Here is a 26,037-nt window from a genome sequence, read left to right on the forward strand (position 1 = left end):
TCTTATCTACTTTGGTTTGTTGAATTTTGATTAAAGTCTGGTTCTCCTGTCCTGAATAGACCCGAGAAAAGCGATCCAAAATTGGCGGTGATCAGGTAGGCCATTTCCAAAATTAATTTGGCAACAGCAACGTCGTGCATCACTTTTTTGCGCATACCCGGTGGAACTTCACGCAAGCGGGCGTCAAGCTCTTCAAAAGGATTTCGATTCTCTTCTGCCATTATGCAAGCAAATTATATTGTTCAACTAATTTGGCTTTTGCTCTTTTCAGTCTCATTTTGACTGCGCTTTCACCGATTTCAAGTAAGTCGGTTAACTCCTTGATAGAAGCCCCATCCTGATACTTTAAAAGCAGGAGGGATTTGTTTTCGGGACTCAACTGCTCCATGGCTTCCCCCAGTTTTTGTGCTTTGAGTTCCAGCAGTTGCTCATCCGGAACTTCTTCTGTCATTCGATACTCCTCGGTATCGACTTGTACCGATTTGTCGCTCATCTTTCGACTTTTATTGCGGTTGACGTAGTTGACACAGAAATTGTAAGTGAAGGAATAAAGCCAGGTCGAAAACTTCGATTTTCCCTGAAAAGACGGTAATTTGATGAACAGCATCAAAAAGACATCCTGGGTCAAATCCTCTGCTTCTGCCTCCGATCGGGCGAACCCATAACATTTGTTGTACACCCGCTTTGCAAAGCGATCGTACAATTTGCCGAACAGATCAGTATCGCGCTTCTCTACGATTCGCGCAACCAACTCTTCGTCTGTCCATTTTGCGGTTGGGTCGTTTCTCTCTGGCAAGGCTTTACCTCCGTTTACCAAAATGAGAAACAGTTTCTTTAAAAAAGTCACTTTAATGGTTGCTAGCAGTTGCTTGCGTGAAGATACAACCGACGAGCAGTCGCTTGAAAAGCCGTATTTTTACTTATCAATAAAGCTATCAACCTTATGAAGTCTTCTACCTCGTTTTTTACCGCCACTCTGCTGCTTTTTCTTTTTGCTCAATGTAAGCCTAAAGCAGAGGAACCCGCAGAACCGGTAGAACCCCAAACCGTACCAGAACAAATCGCTCTCGCCCACGGTTATGACAACTGGAAATCGGTTGAAAAGTTGAGTTTTTCTTTCAATTTCGAGGGTGGAAACCGCACTTTTAAACGCAGCTGGGTCTGGGAACCCAAAACCAATATGGTGGAAATGCAAATGGATACCGTACAAGTTAGGTACGACCGAAAAGTAGCCTTGGACTCCATAAATATGCGATACGATCGCGGTTTTATCAACGATCGCTATTGGCTCCTACTCCCCTTCAATTTAATATGGGACAAGGAAGGCTATACCTACGAAAATAAAGAGAAGCAATTGGCGCCCATTTCTGCAGACACTTTGAACTGCCTAACCATTGTATACAAGTCAGAGGGAGGATATACCCCGGGAGACGCCTATGACATCTTCTACGATAAGGAATTCATCATCAGGGAATGGGCCTTTAGAAGAGGAAATCAAGAAGAGGTCAGCCTGGTCAGCACTTGGGAAGACTACCAGGACAAAGGAGGCCTAAAGTTGGTGACCAACCACAACTACCCCAATGGTAATCGTCTATTTGTAGCGGACCTCGAGGTCACAACGGAGTAGAACTACTTTTTGGTTGCCTGCATGCGTAAGCTAAGCAGGAGAATAAGCGCTGTGATACCTAAAAGGGTGGCAAAAGTAGCATTTAATGAATAGAACTCTGCGATAAAGCCAAGTAGTACAGGTCCAAGCATAAATCCAGTATACCCTGATCCCGCAATAAAAGAAATGCCCTGAGCAGAATCCACACCGGGCACCTTTCCGCCTATTCTAAATAGTTCGGGTACCATCACGGAGTAACCCAGTCCGGTAAGTGCAAAACCTATCAAAGCCCACAAGGTTACCCCAGACAAAACCAAGGCAAAACCAAGGATGGCAATGACCGCACCCAAAGCCAGCAGGCGATAGGATCCCATTCTTTGACTAATTCCATCTCCCAGGAAACGACCTAAGGTCATGGCGACAGAAAAAGCCAAAAAACCACTTCCAATTAGGCCGGCTCGGGCCAGGGTGACCTCCTTGAGGTAAAGACTACTCCAATCGATAATAGCCCCTTCACTTCCCATGGCCACAAAGGCGATTAGTGAAAGTAGAAACAAAGGTTTAAGAAGGTTCCAGTCCCACCCTTTTTTTTCAATTGGTGGAGCCTTGATCTGGCGGTAGTGTTTAAAGAGAAAAAGATTAATGACCAACACAATCACAACCGAGATCCCCATATGCAAAGGTGGGTTATCGATTTTGGCACCAAAAAACTCCCCAAACCCACCAGTACGCCTCCAAGGCTAAAAAAACCATGGGCTGCTGACATAATGTGTTTTTTGTCTTTGATTTCAATTTCAGAAACCAGGGTATTCATGGCGATATCCGTGAAGCCATTTCCCAATCCCAGTAAGAATAGCGAAATACACAAGCTCCAATAGCCCGGCGCAATAAGTGGAAATAGTGCAAACACGCTACAGAGGTAAACCCCAATTTCTGTACTGCGTCCAACACCAATGCGATTGATGATTCTGGACGCAAAAGGAAAGACAGTAAATACTCCGAGAGACAAACAGAAGATCGCTACACCGAGCTCGGCCTTGTCAATCCCCAACTTATCCTGTACATAGGGAATATAGATGGCCCAGGTACCAAACCACACATTTAAGCTTACAAATACCCAGGACGGAGCAAAGTAGCGGACATTCCCAAGAATTAGAGCGAGAGACTTCATAAGCTCGATTGCCGGCTAAATTAAAACCTGTTGCTGAATTCCAGCGTAGAGTATTTCGGAGAAACGAAAGATATCTTCATGAGAGTTGTAAAAGGGGGCCGGAGCCAATCGAATAACATTCGGTTCACGCCAATCCACGATCACTCCATTCTTCATCAAGTAATCAAAAAGAGAACGCCCTTCCCCGTGCAAAAAGACGGATAGCTGCGAGCCTCGAGCTTCCTTAGGGGTAATGATCTCAAAACGACTCTCCACCTTTTCATCAACGGTCTTCAACACAAACTCCAAGAAGGCCACCAGCGACTTTTGTTTTGCAATCAGTTTAGGCATCCCCACTTCATCGAACATCGCCAAGGAAGCGAGATAAGGTGCCACACTCAGTACCGGAGGGTTACTTAACTGCCAGGCATCGGCGGTCGGAATCGGATCAAACTCAGGAGTCATCATAAATCGGGTCTCCTTTTTGGTCCCCCACCAACCTTCTAATCGCGGGATGTCTTTTTTGTTCAAATGGCGCTGATGCACAAAGGCTCCTGAGGCGTTACCCGGACCGCTGTTCATGTATTTATAGCTACACCAGGCCGCAAAGTCTGCGCCCCAGTCGTGAAGAGACAATTCCACATTCCCCGCAGCATGGGCTAAATCCCAACCCACAAAGGCACCTGCCTTGTGGCCCGCCGCTGTGATGGTTTTCATATCAAATACCTGCCCATTGTAATAATTGAGTCCTCCAATAAAGACCAATGCCAATTCATCGGCATGCTCCTCAATGGCCTCCACAAAATCTTCCGTATGCCAATGGTGTTCCCCTTCCCTTTTCTTCACCTCAATCAGGTGATCTTCGGGTTTAAGGCCATGCCAGCGCAACTGGCTTTGTAACATGTACTGATCCGATGGAAAGGCCTTTTCTTCACACAAGATTTTGGTTCTCTTTCCTTCAGGACGGTAAAAGGAAACCAACAACAGATGCAGATTGACCGTCAGGGTATTCATGACAGTCACCTCCTCAGGTTTCGCACCAACGACTTTGGCCAAAGGTTCTGCCAACCGCTCGTGATAATCCCACCAGGGCTTATCAGCATAAAAATGGCCCTCTACAGCGTGCCGAGACCAATCATCCATGACCTCCTGTATATAAGCCGCACTTCTTTTGGGTTGCAAGCCGAGTGAGTTCCCAGTAAAATAGACCACATTCTGGCCTTGGTGTTGGGGAAAAAGAAATTGATCGCGGTACGATTTCAGAGGATCCTGCTGATCCAACTTACGCGCATAGTCCAAGGAGTATTCCATTGCAGCAAATTGGTTTCTGCAAAAATACAACTACTTCTCGCTTTCATTACGAGGCAGTCGCATCTCGATGATATGGGAAGTGAATCCCGCCTTCTCATAAGCCCTTACGGCCGATTGGTTTCCGGAGTATACGGTTAAGCGAACTTCGAATAATTGTTGACTGCGACACCATTGTACAAGTTCGTCTACCAACAATTTATTGATTCCCTGACCACGGTGCGAAGGACGGGTGTACATAAATCCCAAAAAACCGTGTTCACTATGATCCAAATACGCCCTAGACTTCCATCTTCGGGCCATCCCTGAAGCCACTAACTGTTCATTCACCTCCGCCACTAAAACACAGGCATCTTGACTATAAATCAACTCATCCAAAGGATAGTAATGAATAGGATCTGGTGCGATCGTCGGATCAAAGGGACGTTCATCTCGGATAATTCCCTGTTCAAATTCCAGAAGAACGGGCAGGTCTTCTTTTTTTGCCCGGCGAATTTTGACATCGTTTAGCGCTGTTCTCATGCCCCCAATTATAGTAATTTTGCGACTATCATGCATTTTCTTTCTCCGGCACTCGAACAGTACATCACGGATCTGGCAGAAGACGAACCGGTCTTGCTTCAGGAACTAAGACGCGAAACCCACATCAAAGTGGTTCAACCCCGTATGCTCACCGGGCATTACCAAGGCCGGTTGTTGAGTATTCTCTCTAAACTATTTCGCCCAAAACGTATTCTGGAAATTGGAACCTATACGGGCTACTCCGCTTTATGCCTCGCCGAAGGACTCGCCCCTCAAGGGGAATTGCACACCATCGAGATCAATGAAGAACTGCAGCCCATTCAAAACAAGTATTTTGAGCGCAGTTACTACCGAAGTTCCATTGTACAACATGTGGGATCGGCTTTGGAAGTTCTACCGGCTTTAGAGCCTTCCTTTGACTTGGTTTTTATCGATGCCAAAAAGGTGGAATACCCTGATTACTATACGGCAGTACTTCCCCTCTTAAAACAGGGTTCTATCATTCTTTCTGATAATATTCTCTGGTCCGGTAAAGTGGCTGAAGAGGTACCCGAAGTGGACAAAGCGACCAAGGCTTTGCAACGCTACAACAAAATGCTTAAAGATGATCCTCGGGTCGAATCGATCATACTTCCGGTAAGGGATGGATTAAGTTTGAGTAGAGTCGTGGGCTGACTAGCTTCTTTTGATGGTCCCGGTGACCTCTTCCACGTTCTTTTTAACCTCGTTAATTTCTTTTTGGATACCGTCAGTCAATTCGGTATCAATGCCGTGTTGTTCAGCACTTTTGGTGATTTCTCTCTTGATGTCATCCGTAGCATCACGCAGTTGTCTCATCCCTTTGCCCATACCCCGGGCCACCTCTGGTAGTTTATCGGAACCGAAAACCAGGACCACGATAAAAAGGACAAAAAAGATCTCAGCTCCGCTGATGAATAATGATACCATAAAGTAAAAATACAAATAGAAACCGGCTCTGCCTAAAACAAAAAAGGACCTCCGTGAAGAGGTCCTTTTGTTTTGTATTGAAAAAGGAGATTACTTTCCTTTTACACCTTCTTTGAACTTGTCAAAATCAGACTCTTTCTCTTCTTTTGGCCAAGAGTTGTTGGTGGTATCGATATCTGCTGTTTCCAGTTTTGGATCGACAACGATTCCAACGAGTTCTTTCTGAGAAGCAACTACTCTGCGTACTTCTGCATCGTTCTTTCTCCAAATCTCTGGAGGGAAACGCTTGATCTCAGAAGTTCCGTCAGCATAGGTCAACTCAACGATAAGCGGCATTGGAATTCCTCCCGGCTTATCAAAAGTGATTTCGTAGAAATACTTTGGCTCTTTAACCTGAGCACGCTCTTCAGCCGTCATATTGTCCATCATAAACTCCTTCAAGTTAGCAGAAGCTTCTGTTGGAGACTTGCCTTTAAGAGATTCATTGAAGTCTTCGCTACCTTCTTCAGCCAAGAATACCAATGGAGGAAGGTCGTTCAAGGTCAGGTTACGTGCTTCCATGTACTCCTTCATCTGAGCGTTTGGCTCGCTAGAGACGTAGTATTTCTTCACTCCTTTTACCCCGATATCGACGTAATCCGTAGTATAGAACCATCCTCTCCAGAACCAATCCAAATCAACGGCAGAAGCATCCTCCATGGTGCGGAAGAAATCTTCCGGAGTCGGATGCTTGAACTTCCAGCGTTGAGAGTAGGTTTTGAAAGCGTGATCAAACAATTCGCGGCCCATAACTGTCTCACGAAGAATGTTCAAGGCTGTTGCAGGCTTTCCGTATGCATTTGGCCCTAGACTGTAAACGTTTTCAGGGTTAGACATGATCGGTGCGATGTAGTCTTGGTCTCCTGACATATAAGGCACAATCTTAGCCGGCTCACCACGACGAGAAGGGTACTTCTCATTAGGTGCAATAATCTCAGGATAAGCCTCCCCAAATTCTTGCTCAGCGATGTACTGCATGAAGGTATCTAATCCTTCATCCATCCATCCCCACTGGCGCTCATCAGAGTTCACGATCATAGGAAAGAAGTTGTGACCCACTTCGTGAATAATCACACTGATCATTCCGTACTTCACTCGGTCAGAGTAGGTACCATCAGGATTTGGACGTCCGTAATTCCAGCAGATCATAGGGTACTCCATCCCTTGATTCTTGGCGTGTACAGAGATCGCCTTGTGGTAAGGGTAGTCGAAAGTATGATCAGAATAAGACTTCAAAGTGCTGGCAACAGCAACCGTTGAGTAATCCTCCCATAGCGGGTTACCTTCTTTCGGGTACATAGAAACAGCCATCACGTCGCGGTTGCCAATTTTAACCGCCATCATGTCCCAGATAAACTTTCTGGAACTCGCGAAACCAAAGTCACGAACGTTGTTCGCAACAAACTTCCACGTCTTTGTTTTTGTGGACTTGTTCTTTTCTGCTGCTTCAGCCTCGGCTTGATTAACGATCAAAACAGGCTTGTCATAGGTCTTCTTCGCCTGGTTGTAGCGCTTCATCATTTCACGACTAAAAACTTCTTTTCGGTTTTGAAGAACCCCTGTTGCGTCCAAAACGTGATCTGAAGGAACCGTGATATCTACTTCGTAGTTACCGAATGGAAGAGCAAACTCTCCACTTCCCCAGAACTGGTGGTTCTGCCATCCTTCTACATCGCTGTATACCGCCATTCTTGGGAAGAATTGAGCGATGACATAGGCGCGATTCCCATCAGCAGGGAAGTACTCGAATCCTGAACGGGCACGGTTTACCGTGTGGTCAGGAATGTTGTACCACCACTTGATGCTAAAAGAAACATTCTCTCCACTCTTCAATGGTTGAGGAATGTTGATACGCATCATGGTTTGGTTAATGGTGTACGACAAGGAGCTGCCTTTAGCGTCTTTGACGTAATCAATGTTGAATCCACCATCAAATGGCTCCGTTACATAGGTCTGAGCGAAGTTACCCGCGGTGTACGCAAAGCTCACCCCGTTCCCGTTGCGCAAGGGAGACTTGGAATCCTTTGCACGTACGTTTTGATCCAATTGAACCCAAAGGAACTCCAGGTCGTCTGGTGAATTGTTGAAATAGGTAATTGTTTCTTCCCCGTAAATGCGGGCATTTTCATCATCCAATCGGATGTTCATTTTGTAGTCCGCCTGCTGTTGGTAGTAATCAGGTCCTGGCGCACCTGAAGCAGATCGGTAGGTATTTGGAGTGCTGAACTCCTCATACAGTTGTTTAAATCGGCTTTGGTTGACATGTCCGGGTTTGCGCTCTTCTTTTTCTTCAGCTTCCTGAGCCACAAGGCCAGTCGCGAAAAGCATAAACACCGCACTAAAAAGATAAGTAATCCTCTTCATAATTTTAGTTGATGAATTATTGGGTTAAATTATTGTTTTTTGTCCTGAAACCTCCCTATTTACGGGAAGTTTAACATTCCTTTATTATTTCCTCGGATCAGGACATAGCTCTTCTTTTTTCCACGCATAACCACGTGAACGATGTTCTTTTGTTCCTCAAATAAATCGTTGAGAAGATCGCATTCCACCGCTATGGATTTTGCTGTTTTTAAACCGGATTTAGGAACCTCCATATAGAGGACCACCTGATCGTATTCAAAGCGCTTTCCCAAATAATCATAGGAGACTAATTCTCCATTGATTCGGATGACCATCTTCGCCTTGAGGTACTTGATCAGGTACTCCTTCGCCAACGGGTTTTCTTGGCTTGTATCTAGACCGGCATCAATTCCATAGCGCTCTTCCAAGAGTTTTTCTAAATCATCAATAAAAATTCGCGTGGTGATCTGAAGCTCGTCCGTCGAGGCTTTATGTTCCATCCGTGTCACACTGACATAAAACTTATGGCTAAGGTCCTCTTCGAAGTCCGAAACAGAAAGATTCGAGGGAAAAAGGCCAAGGAAGAAAAAACCGATAAGTGCAATCTCCTTCATCATGTAGGGTGTTTTTTGACTTTTAAGGCAAGGGTCATGCCAGATTTACTCCGGATCCTCAGGGCTTTGGGCGTTGGCCAAATAAAGCTGAGCTCTTCCCTTCATATATTCCCAGATTCTCAGGCGGTCAAGACGATCGACCTCGGCCTGAAAAACGGTGTCTATCTCGCAATAGTACATAAAATCATCAATCTTTTCGGTAGGGATTTTCAATTCCCTGACAAAGAGGGAGTCCGCATAAAATGCCCGAACTCTTTGGGTACGTTCGTAGGTTTGCCTTAACTGCAAATTGCGTTTGAGTCGTTTTGTTCTTCCAGTGATCGCATTGAGTATGGGATTTAAGGGCACAAGACCCGATCCGGTAGTGGCTTCTTGTATCTTTCTTTCTTCCTGTGTGATGATGCGAATACCGGCATTGGGCAAGCCTAAACTCTTGGCACTAGGGGGTGCTTCCGGTTCTACTGCCGCCGCATCCGAACCCAGGTTTCCGCTCAGATTATAAGGCTGAACCACCACTTCGTCCAATTCGTTCACGAAGGCTTCCATGGGTATTCGAACAAAAGAAGAATTGAAGAGGTAATCTTCGACAATCACTTGCTTGACTTTGTACTGAACGGCACTGAAGACCAGGGTATCCTGCTGGCGGACCTGAATAGAAAAACGACCACTTACATCGGTAATCGTTCCCTGTAAACTCCGTTTGTTTAATACCGTGATCCCGGAACAATCCGCATCAGGACAGCTGACCTCCCCACTCAGGGTTTTAACCCGGTTTTGAGCGATTAGGACCCCTGTAAAAAGGAATAGACAGGTGAAATACCTACTTGTTCTCTTCATTGAGGTTTTCCAAGTAAGTCTTGCTGTGGGTTACCAAGAAATCGATGAGCTCAAACTCATTTTCTTTTCGCAACAGCGTATTGGAAGGAATTTTATCATCGCAATACAGCAAGAAATCGTCGATACGTTCAGGGGGTAACTTTAAGTCGACTACAAAGAATCGGTCTTCATACACCTGACGCAGGACCTCGCTCACCTTGATATCTGGAGCTTCTTCTCCTTTATTCTTTCTCGATTTAAAAAGAGCTTTGAAAATATTGACAAAATTGAGGCCGTCTTGCATTCCATTGACGGAGCGATCCAAAGCGATATTCTGGACTTTAGTACTCCTGTCAATCGCGTATTCGTAGCCTTTAAAGTCTTCGTTCTGCATCTCCAGAAACTTCTCCTGGTTATCTGGACTGACCACAACCTCTTCCAATTGCTGAATTTTTTCAACCACTTCGACCACCAAACGATTGTTACGGATAATTTCTTCGGTGATAACAACCACTTTTAGCTGGTAATTCACGGCCGTAAAAACCAAGCGATCCCCCACGCTACGGGAATCAAAAAATCCCCATTTTCGTCTGTGATGGTTGCTTCCTCTGAAGTCGCATTGATCACATTCTCGTTCACCACATTGCTGCTGCGGTACAAAACGGTCCCTCTCAACGGTGTTCGAACAACCTCCTGAGCAATCGTTAAAGTACTGGTAAGCAAGGTGATCAAGAGTATAAGTTTTCTCATAAAAGTCTGGTCTCAGTAGTGTCATAAAAATAAGGGCTAGTGCAGTAGAAAAAAAAATCGCGCTGGTAAACTTTTGTTAAACGATAGTGTTCAAGATCCCATAAAACCGATACTCATCGGTGAAACAAGGGATTTAACCTTGGTTCATCCTATTTGTAAAGAACTAATCCTATTTTTGGAGATCTCCTACGGAGATTGACCATAAACAAACCCCATGAAAAGATTCTTTTCTCTACTGGCTTTCATCTGTCTTGGAACAGGCTTGGCTTTTGGACAAGTCAAAATTGGTGAAAATCCCCAGGCGCTGAACAGCAGTTCATTGTTGGAATTAGAAAGCAACAGCCGGGTCTTTGTCGTCACTCGTTTGAGCCAGGCGCAAATGACGGCGATCACTCCTCTTCAAGGTGCTTTAGCCTACAATACAGACGAAAACTGCATTTTTCAATACGATGGAACACAGTGGGTTAACCTCTGTCAGGCGTTCAATGTCACCTTTGCGGACAACGGAGATGGGACCTACACCTTCTCAAACGGAACCGGTCCGATCACCTTTGATGGAACGGGAGTTGATAATTTTGAGCTGAATACAGATGGCGAACTGGTACTCACCAAAAGTGACGGCACCAGCTTTACCGTCCCTCTGCAAACCCAAATCAACGATTCCTTTACGGCCGACGCGATTGTGAACGATAGTCCGTCTATTGTTATTACGGATACCGGCACGGCCTTAAACTTTGAAGTGAGTGAGATCTCCGGAGCTAACATCGCAGACGGAACGGTCAATGGATTTCTGGACATTCAATTTAAATCAATTACCGATAACCAAATGGCTGCCGAATCCATTGGCACCCCAGAGTTGAAACCAACTTCCGTAACCAAAGACAAAATTGATTTTTCCAGTGTTACGCTGGGAGACTTTTTAAATGATCCCGGCTTTATTACCGATACGGAAATCGTGAGTACGGATCCTGGGAACTCCATCACCAATTCGGGGGGAGCCTTCTATGACGATAGCAGTCTGCTCACTGATATTCAACTCAATCAGATTGGCATCGCTGATAACTTTACCTTGATCGACAATCACCTTACAGGAGATATGGACCTCAGTGCTACCAACGAGGTCAATACCGCTTTTCAAGTCAACGGTTCTAATCTGGAACTGACGGACTCTAACAGTACCTTTTTGGTTCCTCTGGCCAATCTTGGATCAGACGATCAAAACCTGGTCAGTGCCACCTTAGACGGCAGTTCTCAATTGCAGATCGATATTGAAAACGGCACAGGAGTAGCGGCCAACCTCTCGGCGCTTGAGGAATCAGCAGATATAGCCCAAAACGCAAGCGATATCGCTGACAATGCTACCGATATTGCGACCAACACCGCCAATATCACGTCCAATGCAAACGATATTTCGACTTTGCAAAGCAATGTTGCAACCATCAATGCCAGCATCACTGCAAATGCCGGGAATATCACCACCCTACAGGGAGATGTTGCAACCAATGCCGGGAATATCACCTCAAACGCGACCAATATTGCCAACACCACCACGGCTATAACAACGAACACTACGGCTATTGGGACAAACGCTGCCAGTATTGCGACCAATACAGCGGCCATCGCAGCCAACACTACGGCTATTACTGCTGATACCGATGGAAGCGCAACGAATGAAGTCAATACAGCCTTTCAGGTCAATGCCGGGAATTTGGAGATCACCGATTCTGCAGGAACCCTGGCTGTTGCCCTCAACTCTTTAGGAACAGACGACCAAAATTTAGGTACGGCCACTTTGGACGGTAGCGCCCAGCTGGCCATCAATATAGAAGGAGGAACGGGTACATCGGCCGATCTTTCCGCCCTAGAAGAATCCGCCGATATTGCTCAAAATGCCAGTGACATAGCCGATAATACAACAGAGATCGCAACCAATACGGCAGACATCACCACTAACGCCAACGACATCTCTACTTTACAGGGAACGGTGGCGACGAATACGGGAAGCATTAATACAAACATCACGGCTATCGGAACCAATACGACCAATATTGCAGCCAATACGACAGCCATTGGAAATAACACCACGAACATTGGCAATAACACGACCAATATTGGGACCAATACGACCAATATCACGACCAATGCGACGGCCATTGCAGACCACAACACCGCCGATGCGGATTTGAGTATTTCGAACGAACTACAGACGATCAGCTTAACGGGAAGGACACTCGACATTTCAAATATCGCCTCCTCGGTTACCCTGAATTCCTTCAACAGCATCCGAGCCGACAATACAACGACTACGGTAGTCACCAATGCGGATTACACCCTTATTCTCAATGTCGGGGTAACCAATTTGACCTTACCGGGTCAGGAAGCGGGGAGAATTTTGATATTAAAGAACCTGTCCGGAGGAGCGATAACCACCTCAGATCCTTTCTTGGATGAAAGTGGTACAAGCACCACGGTGCTCGGGACGGGGATTACCTGGCTTCAAAGTGACGGAACCAACTGGCATAGAATCAATTAATGAGAAAAGCATTTTCCATCGTCTTTTTACTTTTTGGCTTCATCCAATGGTGTTCGGGTCAGAACAGCTTGTACCACATCGGAAACCTTTACATGGCACCCGATGCCCAGGTGGGAGTGCATACAGACTGGATCAACGACGCTCCTTTAGAAGATGGATTCGGATTGGTTGGATTCTATGGAGACCGCCCTATGGAATTGACGGGAGCCTTTCCTCTGGTCCTTTTTGACGCAGAACTCTTTAATCAGGCTGGCCTTGATTTGGGCATAAGCTTATTCATAAAAAACGGTTTCGACTTTTTTGAAGGGGATATTCGAACGCCCAGGACAGATCTTTCTATCAATGCCTTTTACGAGCGCAATTCTTTTTTACAAGGAAGCACAGATCAAAGTAAAGTGAATGGACAAGTGAGCTTTGCTCAAAAAAGCGTTTTTAATGCTCCGACAGGAACCCTGAATCGCCTACGCTCAGTGGACTTCAATTTTGGAGCATCGACTTCCAATGGTAGTGCCACCTACTTTTCGGAAAATCCGAGTTTCCCCTTATCGCTGAATGAAGGATTCAACACGGCTTCCTTCGCTCCTAGCCTAGATGCAGTGTCCAGCCTTGAGTTCTGGCTGGTCGATGCCGCTGGAACAGCTGCTCTTACAATGAACTGGGATCCCAATAGTGCCCTGAGTTCTCTCACCGCCAATGTCGATGCGATTACGGTGGTCGGTTGGAATTATTCACTTCGGCAGTGGGTGCCTCTACCTGTACAAAATCGAAGTGGGACCTTGGATGAAGGTTTTATAACTACTGGACCCGTGGTACCAGATCAGTTTAGCGCCCTCACTTTTGGGGTCTTGAATGAACCAGATGAAGTTCTAACTCTAGACAACTACTTCCTGTCTCCTAACGGAGATAATGTGAACGACCGCCTGGTTATTGAAGAGTTACTACAATCGCCAAATAACCGCCTGGTCATCTTTAATCGTGCAGGCCTCAAGGTCTTTGAGCTCGATAACTACACCAATGAATTCGATGGCAATGCCAATACCGGTAGCACCTTCTATGGCACCGATATAGGTCTGCCCGAAGGGGTGTATTACTACATCGCAAAACTCAATGACCTTCAACTGAACTTCCAGGGCTTTCTTTTCCTGGACCGCTAAGTCACCGGATTGCTCCCGGTGAATCTGTATTTTTGTTCAAAGCCTTGAACCATGTGGACTGTTAAAGCCATTGCAGATACCGAAACCTATCTGGTGCGCCATCCTGTTTTGCGCAAAGGAAGACCGCTCGAGAGTTGTGCTTTTTCCGGGGATGATCTTCCAACAACCCTGCATCTGGGTGGATTTTACGACCAAAGACTTTCCGCTGTGGCTACCTTTCTGAAACAGGATAATTCCGAAATGAATTGGACTAATGCCTACCAATTGAGAGGGATGGCAGTTCTTTCGGATTACCAGGGAAAAGGACTGGGTATGCGTATACTGAAGAGCGGTGAGGAAGCGTTAATAGAACGAAAGGCAGAAATCCTCTGGATGAATGCCCGTTTGGTGGCCGTTCCTTTTTACGAAAAGCTGGGCTACCAAAAAAAGGGTACGGCATTTGATATACCCGGTATAGGACCTCATTTTATAATGTTCAAAAGACTAGCCCAATGAAAAGACGCGATTTTGTACGCAATGCTTCTCTCACTTCACTCGCTATAGGAGTTAGCCCGGCCTTATCGGCCCAAAACTTTCTGCCTCAAGAAACGTATACACTGGATGAGCTTACCGGTAAAGCGGTACTCGACTTGTATGGGGAAGGAAAAGTACAATTGCGCAAACAAGCGTACGAGGCCTATATTCGAATGAAGCGTGCGGCCTACAGCGCCGGATTTGACATCAAAATGATTTCGAGTTACCGCAGCTACGATCACCAAACCCGTATTTGGGAAGGAAAATACATTCGCTATACCGAAAGTGATGGGATGACTCCGGATAAAGCCATCGAAAAAATTGTGGAATACTCTACCATTCCAGGTACCAGCCGTCACCACTGGGGAACCGAAGTCGACATCATCGACGGTTACCCAAAAAGCAGCGGAGACGTTCTGGTAGCAAAGAAATTTGAGGCCGGCGGTCCTTTCGAAGCCTTCAAAAAGTGGCTCGACGAAAACGCAAATTCCTTTGGGTTTTACCTGGTCTACACCAACGACCCCGATCGCCGAGGGTTTAAATACGAACCTTGGCATTACAGTTACGCCCCTCTTTCTGTTCCCATGCTCAAGCAATTCCGGAAAACCAATATCCTTAAGGTTTTGAGCCAAGAGAGCTTTGAAGGAGCGGACCAATTTAGCCCGCGCTTTTTGAAGTCTTATATCCACGATCATATCATGGATATCAACCCCACCCTGCTCTAGGTCAATTTTTGTACCTTTCCTCTACACGATCCACACAGTATGAGAAGTAGAGGGAGTTGGAAAATCCGCATTTTTATTGGGCTAGCCATTGTGGCTTTTGCCTTTATTCAACGTTGCAGTAATCGCGAAACCAATCCCTACACGGGAAGAGAGCAAACCATCAATATGTCGAGCGAACAAGAGATCGCTATCGGTTTGCAAAGCGTACCCCAAATGATTCAGGATTTCGGGGGGTTGTATCCTGATCAGCGTCTGCAAACCCTGGTGGATGCCGTAGGTAACCGTCTGGTTCAAAACAGTCTGGCTCGCGAAACGCCCTATCAATACGATTTTCATTTGTTGGCAGACAGCAAAACCATCAATGCCTTTGCTCTTCCGGGAGGGCAATGCTTTATAACCTATGCCCTATTTTCTCAATTGAATGAGGATCAGCTCGCTGGTGTACTAGGGCATGAAATTGCTCACGTTGTTGGACGTCATTCTGCAGAACGTATCGCTGAGTCCACCTTTTGGCAAACCTTAGCCACAGGTGCTTCTGTTGGAGGAGATATGGGAAGTTTAGTGGGTTCCATTGGACAAAACACCCTGCTGCAAAACGGACGAGACGATGAGCTCGAGAGTGATGAACTGGGAGTTCTTATGATGATTCAGGCGGGCTACGATCCCAACGAAATGATCGAGGTCATGCGCATCCTTAAAAAAGCAGCCGGGCCGAATCGGGTTCCTGAGTTCCAAAGCACCCATCCAGATCCAGAAAATCGAATAGAAAAGATCCGGGCCGCTATCAAAAAATACAAGGGTAACCGCCCGGTCTTCTAATTTTGCAGGAAGTTCAGACACCTCTTACTGCCATCAGCTTCAAAGCCTTCGAAATCGAGGAAAGAGCACGTTCATCGAGTAAATAATTCCAGGGCTTCCATTTTCTTATCTTTAAATTACGAAGTTGAAAAACAGCTCTTTATAGCTGAAAAAGGTGGTTTAAAATTATGGGAACACTACGACATTTACGGTATTTATACCTCAAAGCCTTTGACGAATGCAAACCCGATTATCTTGTGGTGATGCTAAAAATATACTCGGTCTTTTGTGCCTGCATGTGGAGCCTGGCAGTTTATGCTTTTATCAGCCGAATGGCCACAGGGTATGAGTTTTGACCGGCACTCAAGCCAAATAAAAAGCCATCCGAATCGGATGGCTTTTTTATTGATGATAAACTCCTAAGCTCTCTTCTTTTCTGCAATTTTAATGACGGCAAGAGCAGACTTCGCATTGGATAACTGAGCGTGACGTTTTACCGTATAACCCGCATCACATCGCTGATACAAATCCGCTCCACCTTCCAACAAGAGGTGCAAAATTTCGGCCTTGTTGTAACGCGCGGCGTAATGGGTCGCTGCCTTACCGTTCGATTTTTGACTGAGGTCTACCCCCTGAGCAATGTACTGTTTAACAAGCTCCACGTCACCGTCTACAACGGCTTGACAAAGAGGAGTTAATTGAACAACACTTACTTCGAGGACATCGGTCGATTCCAGTGTAGATCCTTCCGCGGCTTGAACACTTCCAAAACTTCCAATTGCAATAGCACTCAGTGTGATAAAAACTTTTCTCATGATACTCGTTTATTGATTTATAGATTGAATTGATACTTTATAGACTGCACGAATAGCCATACGTTACATCGAAATTTTGCATATAACTTATTTTTAACATCCCTACCTTTGAAGCCCAATGCAAAATGATGAATAAGAAAGCCATACTAATGATCCTCGACGGCTGGGGAATCTCCCCTATTCCGGGGGTTTCTGCAATCGATCAGGCCCATACTCCTTATATCGACATGCTATATGATAAATACCCACACGCCGAACTAAAAACGGACGGAATGAATGTGGGATTACCGGAAGGCCAAATGGGTAACAGCGAGGTGGGCCACATGAATTTAGGAGCTGGGCGAATCGTCTACCAAGACTTAGCTAAGATCAACAAGGCTGTTGCAGAAAATACCCTTAAGGACGAAGCGGTTTTGAGAGAAGTATTGGACTACGTCAAAAACGAAGGCAAAAAACTACACTTACTTGGTCTGGTGAGTGATGGAGGTGTGCACAGCCACATCGATCACCTCAAGGCCCTGGTCGATACAGCAAAAGATAACGGACACGCAGGCACCTTCATTCACGCCTTTACGGATGGGCGCGACGTGGATCCCAAAAGTGGTTTGGGATTCCTCAACGACCTCCACGCCTATTGCCAAGGAAAAAACGCTGCTATCGCCAGCGTGATTGGCCGCTATTTTGCAATGGACCGAGACAAACGTTGGGAAAGAATCAAAAAAGCCTATGATCTCCTGGTCAAGGGAGAGGGGAATAAAACGGAAGACCTCCTAAAGTCGATCGAAGCTTCGTACGATGCCGGTATAACGGATGAATTTATCGAGCCTTTAGTAGCAACGGATACCGAGGGTACCCCTTTGGCTGCCATTGAAGCAGGAGACGCCGTCCTCTTTTTTAATTTTAGAACGGACCGGGGACGAGAGTTGACCCAAGTTTTGAACCAACAAGACTTCCCGGAATTCGAGATGAGCAAACTGCCCCTTCATTACGTCACCATGACGAACTACGATGATAATTTTACCGGCATACGAGTCATCTACGACAAAGAAAAAATCCAGAACACTTTGGGAGAAGTTTTGGCCCAGGCCGGCAAGACCCAATTGCGTATAGCTGAAACCGAAAAGTACCCCCACGTAACCTTCTTTTTCAATGGAGGTCGGGAAGAACCTTTCGAGGGTGAAGAACGTATTCTATGCCCTTCACCCAAGGTGGCTACCTATGATTTACAACCCGAAATGAGTGCTTTTGAGATTCGGGATGCCCTGGTGCCAGCACTGGAAAAGGAGCAGTTTGATTTCGTCTGTTTAAATTTTGCCAACCCGGATATGGTAGGGCATACAGGCGTAATGGAGGCCGCAATTAAGGCCTGCGAAACCGTCGATCAATGCGCTGAGGCGGTTATTGAAGCAGGCTTGAAGCACGGATACAGCACACTGGTCATTGCGGATCACGGAAACTGTGACACCATGGTCAATCCAGATGGAAGCCCCAACACGGCGCACACCACCAACCCCGTACCCTTAATTCTGGTCGACCCAGATCGCCAACAGATCCAGAACGGGGTCCTTGGAGATATCGCGCCGACCATCCTCGCACTTTTGGGTATCAAACAGGTAGAAGAAATGAGCAGACACTCCCTTTTGTAATTTATGATCCAGATTAAGACCGCCGAAGAAATTGAATTGATGCGCGAAAGTGCGCTCATCGTGTCCAAAACCCTGGGGATGATCGCCTCCGAAATAAAACCGGGAGCCCACCCCCTCAAATTGGACAAAATGGCTGAGGAATTCATCCGTGATCAAGGAGCAGAACCAGGTTTTCTAGGAATGTACGATTTCCCGAACAGCCTGAATTGGAGCCCCAATGCCCAGGTCGTTCACGGCATTCCCAATGATCGAGTCCTGGAAGATGGTGATATTATTTCGGTAGACTGTGGAGCACTGAAAAATGGGTTTTATGGAGACCACGCCTACACCTTTGAAGTTGGAGAGGTCGCGGAAGAAACCAAAAAACTACTGAGGGTTACCAAAGAGTCTCTCTATTTGGGAATCGCCGAATTCAAAGCCGGAAACCGCGTAGGAGATGTGGGGTTCACCATTCAAAACTACTGCGAAAAGGAAGGCTATGGAATTGTCCGCGAACTCGTGGGGCACGGTCTTGGACGAAAGCTTCACGAATCACCCGAAATGCCTAATTACGGGCGCAGAGGTCGAGGAAAGAAATTCGTGGACGGTATGGTCGTAGCTATTGAACCCATGGTCAATATGGGAACTCGCAGAATCAAGCAATTGCGGGATGGTTGGACCATTTTGACCGCAGATGGAAAGCCCAGTGCGCATTTCGAGCACGATGTGGCCCTGGTCAACGGAAAGCCAGAATTGCTTTCAACCTTCCAGTATATTTATGATGCCCTGGGCATTGACTCGGATGAAGAAAAACCCTTCCGGGCTCCAGAAGTTTAAAAGCAGTGAAAAAACTATTTAAATGGGCACTTCGGCACATTCCCAGACCGTGGCTGATTCAGTTGAGCTATCTGGTAAGGCCCCTCCTTGCGCTCTATTATCGCGGCAAGGCTGTTGAAGATCCCATTGACGGCAAATCCTTTCGCTACTTTTTGCCTTATGGGTATGAAAAAACAAGAGAAAATGTTCTTTCCCCATCTACGCTCTCTCTCGAGCGACACCGCCTTCTTTGGCTCTATTTAACCAAGGAGACGGAATTCTTCAATAAACCGCTTAAACTCTTGCATTTTGCCCCTGAGCAAGCTTTTTACAAGCGTTTTCGGCAAATGAAGAACTTGGATTACACCACCACAGACCTAAATTCTCCTCTGGCCGATGTTCAAGCTGATATTTGTGACTTGCCTTTTGAAGACAAGAGCTTTGATGTGATTCTCTGCAACCACGTACTCGAACATATTCCAGACCACAAGACCGCAATGAAAGAGATGTACCGGGTATTAAAACCTGGAGGCTGGGGTATTTTTCAAATTCCTCAAGACCTGAATCGCACCACAACTTTTGAAGACAACAGCATCACCGACCCCCGGGAGAGAGCAAGCATTTTTGGGCAGTATGACCACGTACGGGTATACGGCCAAGACTACTTCGAAATACTCAAAGAAGCAGGTTTTGAGGTGGAAGCCGTAGACTATACTTCACAGTTTTCCACTGAGGATATTCAACGCTATGGGCTAGCGGAAGGCGAACTTATTCCCTTGGTAAAACGGCCGATGCAAAGCCTGGAGTCATAAATTCAGTGACTTCGCCTGCCTCATCAAGATAAATGATATAGCCCTCCAAATCATTCGATTCTACAAGGAGTGCTTTTGATTTTTCGAGCGGCATGGCCATAAAGGCGGTCGCAAAAGCGTCGGCCTTGGCGCAGGAAGAGGCCAAAACACTGGTCGCCAATACGGATCCGTTTTCAGTAAAACCAGTCAGCGGATTGATCGTATGCACATAGCGTTTTCCCGTTTCTTCGTCTACCCGAAACTTGCGGTAGTTCCCTGAAGAGGCCAAAGCTTGTTCCTTGATGTAGATAATTTTCTTGAGTTGGCGTGCTCCCGTGGACTGAGGGTCGTCAATTCCAACCTTCCAGCGCAGCTCTGGAGAATCGAGAGCCAAGGAGTCAGTCGATTCAGGATCGAGTTCCTGAGGCGCCCATTTACGCTCACTGGCCAGTACTTCCCCTCCAACTTCAACCAAATAACTCTCAACCCCATTGGTCTGAAGCATGAGGCCCAATCGGTCAATCGCATACCCCTTAGCAATGGCGTTAAAATCAAAGCGTATTTCGGGTTTCTCTTTTTCAACCATGCGGTCCGACTTCAAGGTGACTTTGTCCCAACCGACAAACTGCAATAAGCTATCAACCTTAACCGAATCCAGCTCTTGCTGCTCTCCTGGGCCAAATCCCCAAGCATCGACCAAGAGCCCCACTGTGGGATCAAAATACCCGTCGGTGCGCTCATAGACCTCCTGAGACAAAAAGAAAACTTCTTTGAACTGTCCATCAACACGAACATTGCGTTCCCCTCGATTGATCCGGCTGATGATGGAACCCTCCTGATATGTCGACATCGACTGATTGATCACCAGAAAGACGGAGTCGACTTTACTCTCCCAATCCACGGCTTCATCTCCAAAGAAAATAATGGAATAGGAGGTACCCAGTTCCTGCCCTTGAATGCGTATTTCTCCGGTTTTCTTTTCGGGCAAACACCCGTATAGACCGACAAAAACAAGTAAAAGCAGCGAAAGTTTTTTTGCGTTACGTAAGTTCAATAAGTCCATGATAGTCGACAATATACGATTCATTTAAATAGACCGGCTGTGTACGATCTTCGGCATTCGAAAGCCCTACTCCTGCATAATAGGCCTTCGCCTCATGCTTCAGTGCGTGGTCCTTCATTTTTTCCATCAATTCGGAATCATAGCGCAGAGGATCCTCCGGAAAAGCGACCGAACGCACCACAATAAAGTGGAGGGTCTTTTCCTTCAGACAAACAAACTGCGGATTTCGCTTCGGCTTGCTGTTGACACCGAGGAACTCATAACCTTCTTCTTCCAATCGCCTGCCGACAATATTCATCGCGAGGTTGTGCAGCTCCTGTTCCGTTAATTCTCTTCTCTCTTCCATCCTTTTCAAAGCCAAAAAAGCCGATGCATAACACCGGCTTTCTATATAGTAATTCGCTCTTAACCTCCGAAGTCGTCGAAGCGAATGTTTTCATCTGGAATACCAAAATCCTCGCCCATTTTCTGAACGGCCTTGTTCATCAATGGAGGACCACAGAAGTACAATTCAATGTCTTCTGGGCTTTCGTGGTGATTCAGGTACTGATCAATCACGCAGTTGTGGATAAAACCAACAAAACCATCCCCATCTGCATCGATATTCTCTTTTACTTGCCAGTTGTCTTCTTCCAAGGGCTCAGACAAGGCCATGTAAAACTTAAAGTTCGGGAAGTTGCGCTCCAATTCGCGGAAGTGCTCAATATAGAACAGCTCACGCTTCGAACGACCTCCATACCAATACGTCACTTTACGGTTGGTCTGTAGCGTCTTGAACAAGTGGTACAAGTGCGAACGCATCGGTGCCATACCTGCACCCCCACCAACGTAAAGCATTTCGGCTTCAGATTCGTTGATGAAGAATTCTCCAAAAGGACCGGAGATGGTTACATCGTCCCCTGGCTTCAGGTTAAAGATGTAAGAAGATGCCACCCCAGGGTTCACGTCCATCCATCCGTTCTTCGATCGATCCCATGGTGGAGTCGCAATACGTACATTCAACATGATCTCACGCCCTTCAGCAGGGTAAGAAGCCATGGAGTAAGCACGCTCTACCAATTCGGTGTTCTTCATGACAAGCGGCCACAGGTTGAACTTATCCCACTCTGCCTGGAACTTGTCTGGTGTTTCGTGCTCCTCTGGGTGAGCGGTGATATCCATATCGGCGAATTTCACCTCACAAGCAGGCACTTCAATTTGAATATACCCCCCAGCCTTGTAATTCATATCTTCCGGAATCTCCACGACGAACTCCTTGATAAAGGAAGCTACATTGTAGTTACGAACAACCTTCGCTGCCCATTTTTTGATCCCGAATACTTCTTCTGGAATACTGATGTCCATGTCTTGCTTGACCTTCACCTGACAGGCCAAACGCGCTCCCGCTTGCAATTCTTTGCGTGAGAAGTGTGGCGTCTCTGTCGGAAGAGCTTCTCCTCCTCCATCGTGAACGTGGCATTCACATTGGATACAGGTTCCCCCTCCACCGCAGGCAGAAGGTAAAAAGACTTTTTGATTCCCCAGCGTCGTCAACAGCGTGCTCCCGGAAGGAACCTCGATGGTGCGCTCACCGTTGATGGTGATTTTCACCGGTCCGGATGGAGAAAGTTTTTCTTTGGTAAACAATAAGAGGGCTACCAACAACAGTAAAAGTGCTAAAAAGGCAACTACAGTAATCAGGATAGTTCCTCCAGTACTGGCTAACATCATAACTATTTGTTTACGACTTGATTATAAGAAACCGCAGCCTCTTCCTGCTCTTCGATTTCTTCCTTAATTTCTTTTTCTTCAATCTGCTCCACCGTGGTATTCTCTACCCCTTCTGGTGCTTCGTTATCTCCGGTCAACATCCCTCCAAAACTCTGGAAACCGATTCCCATCAGCCCAGTGATAATGAAGGTGATTCCCAAACCACGTAATGGCGCAGGTACGTTGCTGTAGCGGATTTTCTCGCGAATAGCTGCAATAGCCAAAATAGCCAAGAACCAACCGATACCGGAACTCACTCCATAATTGAAGGCGAGTGCCAGGGTACCAATCTCACGGGACTGCATAAACAGGGATCCACCGAGAATCGCACAGTTCACCGCGATCAAAGGCAAGAAGATACCCAGGGAGTTGTAGAGCGATGGAGAAAACTTCTCTACCACGATCTCTACCAGCTGTACCATGGTCGCGATCGTCGCGATAAACAGGATAAAGGACAAAAAGCCTAAATCGTAATCTGCATACTCTGAACCTAACCAAACCAAGGCTCCGTCTCGAAGTAGATATTGATCCAACAACCAGTTCAAAGGAACGGTTACAGCCAAGACAAAGATGACTGCTGCTCCAAGTCCAACGGCAGTGGTTACCTTTTTGGAAACCGCCAAGTAGGAACACATACCGAGGAAGGTCGCGAAGACCATGTTATCGATAAAGATTGATTTAAAAAATAATTCCAGATGTTCCATAGCTTAGTTTTCTTCAATTAAGGCTCGGTTGCGGCTACGCTGCACCCAGATGATGATTCCTACTACGATAAGCGCCATTGGCGAAATCAACATAAATCCGTTGTTTTCGTACCCAATGGAATACAATCCTGTTTTTTCAATGGGATCTCCCAATACCGGAATACCCATCAGAGTTCCTGAACCCAACAGCTCTCGGAAGAATCCGACGATGATGAGGATAACAGCATAACCCAAGGCATTTCCGATACCGTCCAAGAATGATCTCCAAGGTCCGTTACCCAAGGCAAAGGCTTCGAAACGTCCCATGATAATACAGTTGGTAATAATCAAACCAACAAAGACCGATAGGGTTTTTGAGAGTTCATAGGCAAAAGCCTTCAATACCTGGTCGACCACAATTACCAAGGAGGCAATAACGACCAATTGAACAATGATTCGAATTTTAGAAGGAATGATGTTTCTCATCAGGGAGATCACCACGTTTCCTAAGCCCATCACGAAAAGTACCGAAATGGACATCACAATAGAGGCTTTTAACTCCGCTGTAATAGCGAGTGCCGAACAAATACCGAGTACCTGAATGGTAATCGGGTTGTTGTCTGCCAGGGGATCGAGGATCAGCCCAGCGTCTTTTTTAGATAGTAGTGCCATATCAGTTCGTTCTGATGGTTTCTAAATAAGGTTTGTAGAGTTTCAAACTCTCTTTGATCATCGCAGTCACCCCGTTTCCGGTGATGGTTGCTCCAGCAAGAGCGTCCACTTCGTTATCGTCCTTGATCTGGTTTGCAGGATCGTTGTTTCCTTTGATCACAGAAACCCCGGCGTACTGAGATCCGTTCAAGATGGACTCCCCGATGAAATCATCCATGAAGTAGCGCATTTTGATGTTGGCTCCCAATCCAGGCGTTTCTCCTTTGTGATCGAAGTAAACTCCTTGAACGACCATGTTTTTATCTAAAGACATATAGCCCCAGATCGCATCCCAAAGCCCTTTACCATAAAGGGGTAAAACATAAAAGGTCTGCCCGTCTTTCTCTCCGATAAAGAGAGGAAGTTTTCCGGGTTGATCCGATTTGATCAAATCCAGTTCCTTCTTCAAATCGATCAGGTAAGCTTCCTCCATAGGAGTGGCTGTAGTTCCTTCCACCACTAATTGTTGGGTGATGTACTTAGAGAACTGCTCTTCCACCTCCGTAGTCGGAACGAAGTTGACACTTCCAGGACCGTCGTTTTGGTTTACGCCCATGGCGTAGAGAATATTCTGTTGCTTTTCGAAGCGCTCGTTCTCTTTGATCGCCGGCTTCAATGAAGAAGCTACAAAGGCCAAAAGAGCGCCAACGATGATCACCATCACTGCTGCGAAGATGACCGTATACGAGTTTTTTTCGGTGTTTATCGCCATGGCTTAGACTGTTTCTGCGGTTAACTCTTCAGCAGGAGCTTTCGGTTGGCTGCTCACTGCTTTTTTCAATCGCTTCAAACGCTTTTTCACGTTTCCTTGAACCACGTAGTGATCAATGGTTGGTGCGAAAACGTTCATCAAGAGGATAGCCAAGAATACCCCTTCCGGATAAGCCGGGTTGAATACCCGGATCATGACCGAAATAAATCCGATAAGGAATCCGTAAATCCACTTTCCTTTATTGGTCTGTGAGCCTGTAACCGGATCAGTCGCCATAAAGACGATTCCGAAGCCAAACCACCTACGATCAGGTGCTGCCAGAAATCAAAGGCCATTAGGCTGTAAAACTTGCTGTATTCGGGAAGTAGTCCTGCGTCAATCACACCGTTAAAGATCAACCCCATGGCCAAGGCTCCAAGAACAGCGCTGAGCATAATTCTCCAGCTGGCGATTTTGGTGAAGATCAAGAAGAGCCCACCCAAGAGAATCAAGAGAGTCGACGTCTCTCCTACGGATCCCGGGATAAACCCAAAGAACATATCCGACAAAGAATAACTGTACTCATCGACTTTACCGGCAGCTAGATACCCCAAAACAGTTTCTCCAGAAATAGCATCGGGCTGACCAGCCATCTCCATTCCTTTGTGTACCCATACTTTATCTCCACTCATCCAGGTCGGGTAAGCAAAGAACAAGAAAGCACGGATGGTAAGGGCAGGATTCAAAATATTCATCCCCGTACCACCGAAGACTTCTTTCCCGATAACGACCCCAAAGGCAACCGCCACGGCCAACATCCACAGAGGAGTATCGACTGGGATAATAAGAGGGACAAGCATTCCGGTGACCAGGTATCCTTCTTCTACTTCGTGCCCTTTAATCACCGCAAAGATGAACTCGATCAAAAGTCCAACTCCGTAGGAAACGATAACCAGAGGAAGAATAGTTTGAGCTCCCAAAAGGAAGTTCTCCATAGTAAGGAAGTGCTCGAACAAATCGAACTCGGCCGGAAATCCATTCAGCGCAGAGTAGTGTTGGTAACCTGCATTGAACATTCCGAAAAGTAGACAGGGTAACATCGAAATAATGACCGTGTTCATGGTTCTTTTCAAGTCATCTACTGCACGAATGTGACCTCCGCTGTGGGTGGTCTCATTCGGCGTGTACAAAAAGGTATGGATCGCGTTGAACGCGGGGGCCATTTTTTTCCCTTTGTACTTTTCTTTGATCTTGTGTAATGCCTCTTTCATAAC

30 protein-coding genes and 1 pseudogene are annotated in these 26,037 nt (G+C 46.3%); 11 read left to right on the forward strand and 20 right to left on the reverse strand.

Annotated features, from left to right (window positions below; translation table 11 throughout):
• Window positions 1-2: 2 nt before the first annotated feature.
• Together BST99_RS07625 and BST99_RS07630 are read right to left on the reverse strand one after the other, a co-directional pair.
• Window positions 3-221: a hypothetical protein gene (locus BST99_RS07625; protein WP_105001267.1), complete on the reverse strand. Its 219-nt coding sequence runs from the start codon at window positions 219-221 to the stop codon at window positions 3-5.
• A complete protein-coding gene (locus BST99_RS07630; protein WP_245916215.1) occupies window positions 221-796 on the reverse strand; it encodes an RNA polymerase sigma factor in 576 nt (191 codons plus the stop codon). Before BST99_RS07630 ends, BST99_RS07625 begins: the two co-directional genes overlap by 1 nt.
• A 147-nt stretch (window positions 797-943) precedes the next feature.
• On the opposite strand from BST99_RS07630, the gene BST99_RS07635 reads away from it, so the two are divergent.
• Window positions 944-1,627, forward strand: a complete 684-nt coding sequence (locus BST99_RS07635; RefSeq protein ID WP_105001269.1) for a hypothetical protein — start codon at window positions 944-946, stop codon at window positions 1,625-1,627.
• 2 nt (window positions 1,628-1,629) lie between these two features.
• Here the strand turns inward: BST99_RS07635 and BST99_RS14935 are convergent, their stop codons facing one another.
• The 4 genes from BST99_RS14935 to BST99_RS07650 form a co-directional block, all read right to left on the reverse strand.
• On the reverse strand, window positions 1,630-2,163 hold the full coding sequence (locus BST99_RS14935) for an MFS transporter (RefSeq protein WP_317046130.1): 534 nt from the start codon (window positions 2,161-2,163) through the stop codon (window positions 1,630-1,632).
• A 98-nt stretch (window positions 2,164-2,261) separates the two neighbouring features.
• The gene (locus BST99_RS14940) at window positions 2,262-2,777 is read right to left on the reverse strand and encodes an MFS transporter (protein ID WP_317046131.1); all 516 of its coding nucleotides are present in this window, start codon (window positions 2,775-2,777) and stop codon (window positions 2,262-2,264) included.
• Window positions 2,778-2,792: 15 nt separating this feature from the next.
• Window positions 2,793-4,067: a kynureninase gene (gene kynU / locus BST99_RS07645; protein ID WP_105001270.1), complete on the reverse strand. Its 1,275-nt coding sequence runs from the start codon at window positions 4,065-4,067 to the stop codon at window positions 2,793-2,795.
• A 30-nt stretch (window positions 4,068-4,097) separates the two neighbouring features.
• Window positions 4,098-4,586: a GNAT family N-acetyltransferase gene (locus tag BST99_RS07650; RefSeq protein ID WP_105001271.1), complete on the reverse strand. Its 489-nt coding sequence runs from the start codon at window positions 4,584-4,586 to the stop codon at window positions 4,098-4,100.
• A gap of 30 nt (window positions 4,587-4,616) precedes the next feature.
• On the opposite strand from BST99_RS07650, the gene BST99_RS07655 reads away from it, so the two are divergent.
• A complete protein-coding gene (locus BST99_RS07655; protein WP_105001272.1) occupies window positions 4,617-5,261 on the forward strand; it encodes an O-methyltransferase in 645 nt (214 codons plus the stop codon).
• Here the strand turns inward: BST99_RS07655 and BST99_RS07660 are convergent, their stop codons facing one another.
• The 6 genes from BST99_RS07660 to BST99_RS14945 all read right to left on the reverse strand — a co-directional run bounded on the left by BST99_RS07660 (window position 5,262) and on the right by BST99_RS14945 (window position 10,096).
• A complete protein-coding gene (locus BST99_RS07660; protein ID WP_105002466.1) occupies window positions 5,262-5,534 on the reverse strand; it encodes a Sec-independent protein translocase subunit TatA/TatB in 273 nt (90 codons plus the stop codon).
• 90 nt (window positions 5,535-5,624) lie between these two features.
• On the reverse strand, window positions 5,625-7,937 hold the full coding sequence (locus tag BST99_RS07665) for a M1 family metallopeptidase (protein ID WP_105001273.1): 2,313 nt from the start codon (window positions 7,935-7,937) through the stop codon (window positions 5,625-5,627).
• Window positions 7,938-7,996: 59 nt separating this feature from the next.
• Entirely contained in the window at window positions 7,997-8,533 is a 537-nt protein-coding gene (locus BST99_RS07670) for a DUF6702 family protein (RefSeq protein WP_146106239.1), read from the reverse strand.
• A 42-nt stretch (window positions 8,534-8,575) separates the two neighbouring features.
• Window positions 8,576-9,367 (reverse strand): carboxypeptidase-like regulatory domain-containing protein, encoded by a 792-nt coding sequence (locus BST99_RS07675; protein ID WP_105001275.1) that lies wholly within the window; start codon window positions 9,365-9,367, stop codon window positions 8,576-8,578.
• Window positions 9,351-9,905, reverse strand: a complete 555-nt coding sequence (locus BST99_RS07680) for a hypothetical protein (protein ID WP_317046132.1) — start codon at window positions 9,903-9,905, stop codon at window positions 9,351-9,353. Before BST99_RS07680 ends, BST99_RS07675 begins: the two co-directional genes overlap by 17 nt.
• Window positions 9,875-10,096 (reverse strand): hypothetical protein, encoded by a 222-nt coding sequence (locus BST99_RS14945; protein ID WP_317046133.1) that lies wholly within the window; start codon window positions 10,094-10,096, stop codon window positions 9,875-9,877. The genes BST99_RS07680 and BST99_RS14945 overlap by 31 nt, the downstream gene beginning before the upstream one ends.
• A 214-nt stretch (window positions 10,097-10,310) precedes the next feature.
• On the opposite strand from BST99_RS14945, the gene BST99_RS07685 reads away from it, so the two are divergent.
• The 6 genes from BST99_RS07685 to BST99_RS14950 all read left to right on the forward strand — a co-directional run bounded on the left by BST99_RS07685 (window position 10,311) and on the right by BST99_RS14950 (window position 16,175).
• The gene (locus BST99_RS07685; protein ID WP_146106240.1) at window positions 10,311-12,629 is read left to right on the forward strand and encodes a beta strand repeat-containing protein; all 2,319 of its coding nucleotides are present in this window, start codon (window positions 10,311-10,313) and stop codon (window positions 12,627-12,629) included.
• Complete coding sequence (locus BST99_RS07690) at window positions 12,629-13,783, forward strand: gliding motility-associated C-terminal domain-containing protein (RefSeq protein WP_105001277.1); 1,155 nt, start codon at window positions 12,629-12,631, stop codon at window positions 13,781-13,783. Before BST99_RS07685 ends, BST99_RS07690 begins: the two co-directional genes overlap by 1 nt.
• Before the next feature lie 51 nt (window positions 13,784-13,834).
• Window positions 13,835-14,278, forward strand: a complete 444-nt coding sequence (locus tag BST99_RS07695) for a GNAT family N-acetyltransferase (protein WP_105001278.1) — start codon at window positions 13,835-13,837, stop codon at window positions 14,276-14,278.
• Entirely contained in the window at window positions 14,275-15,021 is a 747-nt protein-coding gene (locus tag BST99_RS07700) for a M15 family metallopeptidase (RefSeq protein ID WP_105001279.1), read from the forward strand. Before BST99_RS07695 ends, BST99_RS07700 begins: the two co-directional genes overlap by 4 nt.
• 39 nt (window positions 15,022-15,060) lie before the next feature.
• Window positions 15,061-15,840: a M48 family metalloprotease gene (locus BST99_RS07705; protein ID WP_105001280.1), complete on the forward strand. Its 780-nt coding sequence runs from the start codon at window positions 15,061-15,063 to the stop codon at window positions 15,838-15,840.
• A gap of 167 nt (window positions 15,841-16,007) precedes the next feature.
• Entirely contained in the window at window positions 16,008-16,175 is a 168-nt protein-coding gene (locus BST99_RS14950; protein WP_317046134.1) for a DUF6747 family protein, read from the forward strand.
• Between the two features lie 63 nt (window positions 16,176-16,238).
• On the opposite strand, the gene BST99_RS07710 is transcribed toward BST99_RS14950, so the two are convergent.
• Window positions 16,239-16,634: an ankyrin repeat domain-containing protein gene (locus BST99_RS07710; RefSeq protein ID WP_105001281.1), complete on the reverse strand. Its 396-nt coding sequence runs from the start codon at window positions 16,632-16,634 to the stop codon at window positions 16,239-16,241.
• Between the two features lie 128 nt (window positions 16,635-16,762).
• Between BST99_RS07710 and gpmI the strand changes: the two genes are divergently transcribed.
• From gpmI to BST99_RS07725, 3 genes are read left to right on the forward strand one after another with little or no spacing between them, the layout of a single operon-like run.
• Window positions 16,763-18,280, forward strand: a complete 1,518-nt coding sequence (gpmI, locus tag BST99_RS07715) for a 2,3-bisphosphoglycerate-independent phosphoglycerate mutase (protein WP_105002467.1) — start codon at window positions 16,763-16,765, stop codon at window positions 18,278-18,280.
• A 3-nt stretch (window positions 18,281-18,283) separates the two neighbouring features.
• A complete protein-coding gene (gene map, locus BST99_RS07720; protein ID WP_105001282.1) occupies window positions 18,284-19,096 on the forward strand; it encodes a type I methionyl aminopeptidase in 813 nt (270 codons plus the stop codon).
• A gap of 5 nt (window positions 19,097-19,101) precedes the next feature.
• Window positions 19,102-19,887, forward strand: coding sequence for a class I SAM-dependent methyltransferase (locus BST99_RS07725; RefSeq protein WP_105001283.1), 786 nt, complete (start codon window positions 19,102-19,104; stop codon window positions 19,885-19,887).
• On the opposite strand, the gene BST99_RS07730 is transcribed toward BST99_RS07725, so the two are convergent.
• From BST99_RS07730 to BST99_RS07760, 7 genes and pseudogenes are all read right to left on the reverse strand, one after another.
• Complete coding sequence (locus BST99_RS07730; protein ID WP_245916216.1) at window positions 19,844-20,854, reverse strand: FAD:protein FMN transferase; 1,011 nt, start codon at window positions 20,852-20,854, stop codon at window positions 19,844-19,846. The two genes, BST99_RS07725 and BST99_RS07730, sit on opposite strands and share 44 nt — an antisense overlap.
• Before the next feature lie 52 nt (window positions 20,855-20,906).
• On the reverse strand, window positions 20,907-21,275 hold the full coding sequence (locus BST99_RS07735; protein ID WP_105001285.1) for a Na(+)-translocating NADH-quinone reductase subunit F: 369 nt from the start codon (window positions 21,273-21,275) through the stop codon (window positions 20,907-20,909).
• A gap of 59 nt (window positions 21,276-21,334) precedes the next feature.
• Window positions 21,335-22,639 (reverse strand): NADH:ubiquinone reductase (Na(+)-transporting) subunit F, encoded by a 1,305-nt coding sequence (nqrF, locus tag BST99_RS07740; RefSeq protein WP_105001286.1) that lies wholly within the window; start codon window positions 22,637-22,639, stop codon window positions 21,335-21,337.
• A gap of 2 nt (window positions 22,640-22,641) precedes the next feature.
• Window positions 22,642-23,382 carry an NADH:ubiquinone reductase (Na(+)-transporting) subunit E gene (nqrE, locus tag BST99_RS07745; RefSeq protein ID WP_105001287.1) on the reverse strand — a complete coding sequence of 247 codons (741 nt, stop codon included), beginning with the start codon at window positions 23,380-23,382 and terminating at the stop codon, window positions 22,642-22,644.
• 3 nt (window positions 23,383-23,385) lie between these two features.
• Window positions 23,386-24,033: an NADH:ubiquinone reductase (Na(+)-transporting) subunit D gene (locus BST99_RS07750; protein ID WP_105001288.1), complete on the reverse strand. Its 648-nt coding sequence runs from the start codon at window positions 24,031-24,033 to the stop codon at window positions 23,386-23,388.
• Between the two features lies 1 nt (window position 24,034).
• Complete coding sequence (locus BST99_RS07755) at window positions 24,035-24,784, reverse strand: Na(+)-translocating NADH-quinone reductase subunit C (RefSeq protein WP_105001289.1); 750 nt, start codon at window positions 24,782-24,784, stop codon at window positions 24,035-24,037.
• A gap of 3 nt (window positions 24,785-24,787) precedes the next feature.
• Window positions 24,788-26,034, reverse strand: a pseudogene (locus tag BST99_RS07760) (NADH:ubiquinone reductase (Na(+)-transporting) subunit B).
• Between the last annotated feature and the right edge of the window lie 3 nt (window positions 26,035-26,037).

Source organism: Aureicoccus marinus (assembly GCF_002954325.1).
GTDB classification, from domain to species: Bacteria; Bacteroidota; Bacteroidia; order Flavobacteriales; family Flavobacteriaceae; genus Aureicoccus; species Aureicoccus marinus.

Excerpts from the sequence above, each read along its gene's own strand:
- BST99_RS07750 (WP_105001288.1), bottom strand. The coding sequence starts at position 24,033 with ATGGCACTACTATCTAAAAAAGACGCTGGGCTGATCCTCGATCCCCTG.
- BST99_RS07710 (WP_105001281.1), bottom strand. The coding sequence starts at position 16,634 with ATGAGAAAAGTTTTTATCACACTGAGTGCTATTGCAATTGGAAGTTTT.
- BST99_RS14950 (WP_317046134.1), top strand. The coding sequence starts at position 16,008 with ATGGGAACACTACGACATTTACGGTATTTATACCTCAAAGCCTTTGAC.
- BST99_RS07735 (WP_105001285.1), bottom strand. The coding sequence starts at position 21,275 with ATGGAAGAGAGAAGAGAATTAACGGAACAGGAGCTGCACAACCTCGCG.
- BST99_RS07685 (WP_146106240.1), top strand. The coding sequence starts at position 10,311 with ATGAAAAGATTCTTTTCTCTACTGGCTTTCATCTGTCTTGGAACAGGC.
- BST99_RS14945 (WP_317046133.1), bottom strand. The coding sequence starts at position 10,096 with ATGAGAAAACTTATACTCTTGATCACCTTGCTTACCAGTACTTTAACG.
- nqrE (WP_105001287.1), bottom strand. The coding sequence starts at position 23,382 with ATGGAACATCTGGAATTATTTTTTAAATCAATCTTTATCGATAACATG.
- BST99_RS07755 (WP_105001289.1), bottom strand. The coding sequence starts at position 24,784 with ATGGCGATAAACACCGAAAAAAACTCGTATACGGTCATCTTCGCAGCA.
- BST99_RS07700 (WP_105001279.1), top strand. The coding sequence starts at position 14,275 with ATGAAAAGACGCGATTTTGTACGCAATGCTTCTCTCACTTCACTCGCT.
- nqrF (WP_105001286.1), bottom strand. The coding sequence starts at position 22,639 with ATGATGTTAGCCAGTACTGGAGGAACTATCCTGATTACTGTAGTTGCC.
- gpmI (WP_105002467.1), top strand. The coding sequence starts at position 16,763 with ATGAATAAGAAAGCCATACTAATGATCCTCGACGGCTGGGGAATCTCC.
- BST99_RS07635 (WP_105001269.1), top strand. The coding sequence starts at position 944 with ATGAAGTCTTCTACCTCGTTTTTTACCGCCACTCTGCTGCTTTTTCTT.
- BST99_RS07705 (WP_105001280.1), top strand. The coding sequence starts at position 15,061 with ATGAGAAGTAGAGGGAGTTGGAAAATCCGCATTTTTATTGGGCTAGCC.
- BST99_RS07665 (WP_105001273.1), bottom strand. The coding sequence starts at position 7,937 with ATGAAGAGGATTACTTATCTTTTTAGTGCGGTGTTTATGCTTTTCGCG.
- BST99_RS14940 (WP_317046131.1), bottom strand. The coding sequence starts at position 2,777 with ATGAAGTCTCTCGCTCTAATTCTTGGGAATGTCCGCTACTTTGCTCCG.
- BST99_RS07675 (WP_105001275.1), bottom strand. The coding sequence starts at position 9,367 with ATGAAGAGAACAAGTAGGTATTTCACCTGTCTATTCCTTTTTACAGGG.
- BST99_RS07625 (WP_105001267.1), bottom strand. The coding sequence starts at position 221 with ATGGCAGAAGAGAATCGAAATCCTTTTGAAGAGCTTGACGCCCGCTTG.
- BST99_RS07650 (WP_105001271.1), bottom strand. The coding sequence starts at position 4,586 with ATGAGAACAGCGCTAAACGATGTCAAAATTCGCCGGGCAAAAAAAGAA.
- kynU (WP_105001270.1), bottom strand. The coding sequence starts at position 4,067 with ATGGAATACTCCTTGGACTATGCGCGTAAGTTGGATCAGCAGGATCCT.
- map (WP_105001282.1), top strand. The coding sequence starts at position 18,284 with ATGATCCAGATTAAGACCGCCGAAGAAATTGAATTGATGCGCGAAAGT.
- BST99_RS07695 (WP_105001278.1), top strand. The coding sequence starts at position 13,835 with ATGTGGACTGTTAAAGCCATTGCAGATACCGAAACCTATCTGGTGCGC.
- BST99_RS07670 (WP_146106239.1), bottom strand. The coding sequence starts at position 8,533 with ATGATGAAGGAGATTGCACTTATCGGTTTTTTCTTCCTTGGCCTTTTT.
- BST99_RS07660 (WP_105002466.1), bottom strand. The coding sequence starts at position 5,534 with ATGGTATCATTATTCATCAGCGGAGCTGAGATCTTTTTTGTCCTTTTT.
- BST99_RS07655 (WP_105001272.1), top strand. The coding sequence starts at position 4,617 with ATGCATTTTCTTTCTCCGGCACTCGAACAGTACATCACGGATCTGGCA.
- BST99_RS07690 (WP_105001277.1), top strand. The coding sequence starts at position 12,629 with ATGAGAAAAGCATTTTCCATCGTCTTTTTACTTTTTGGCTTCATCCAA.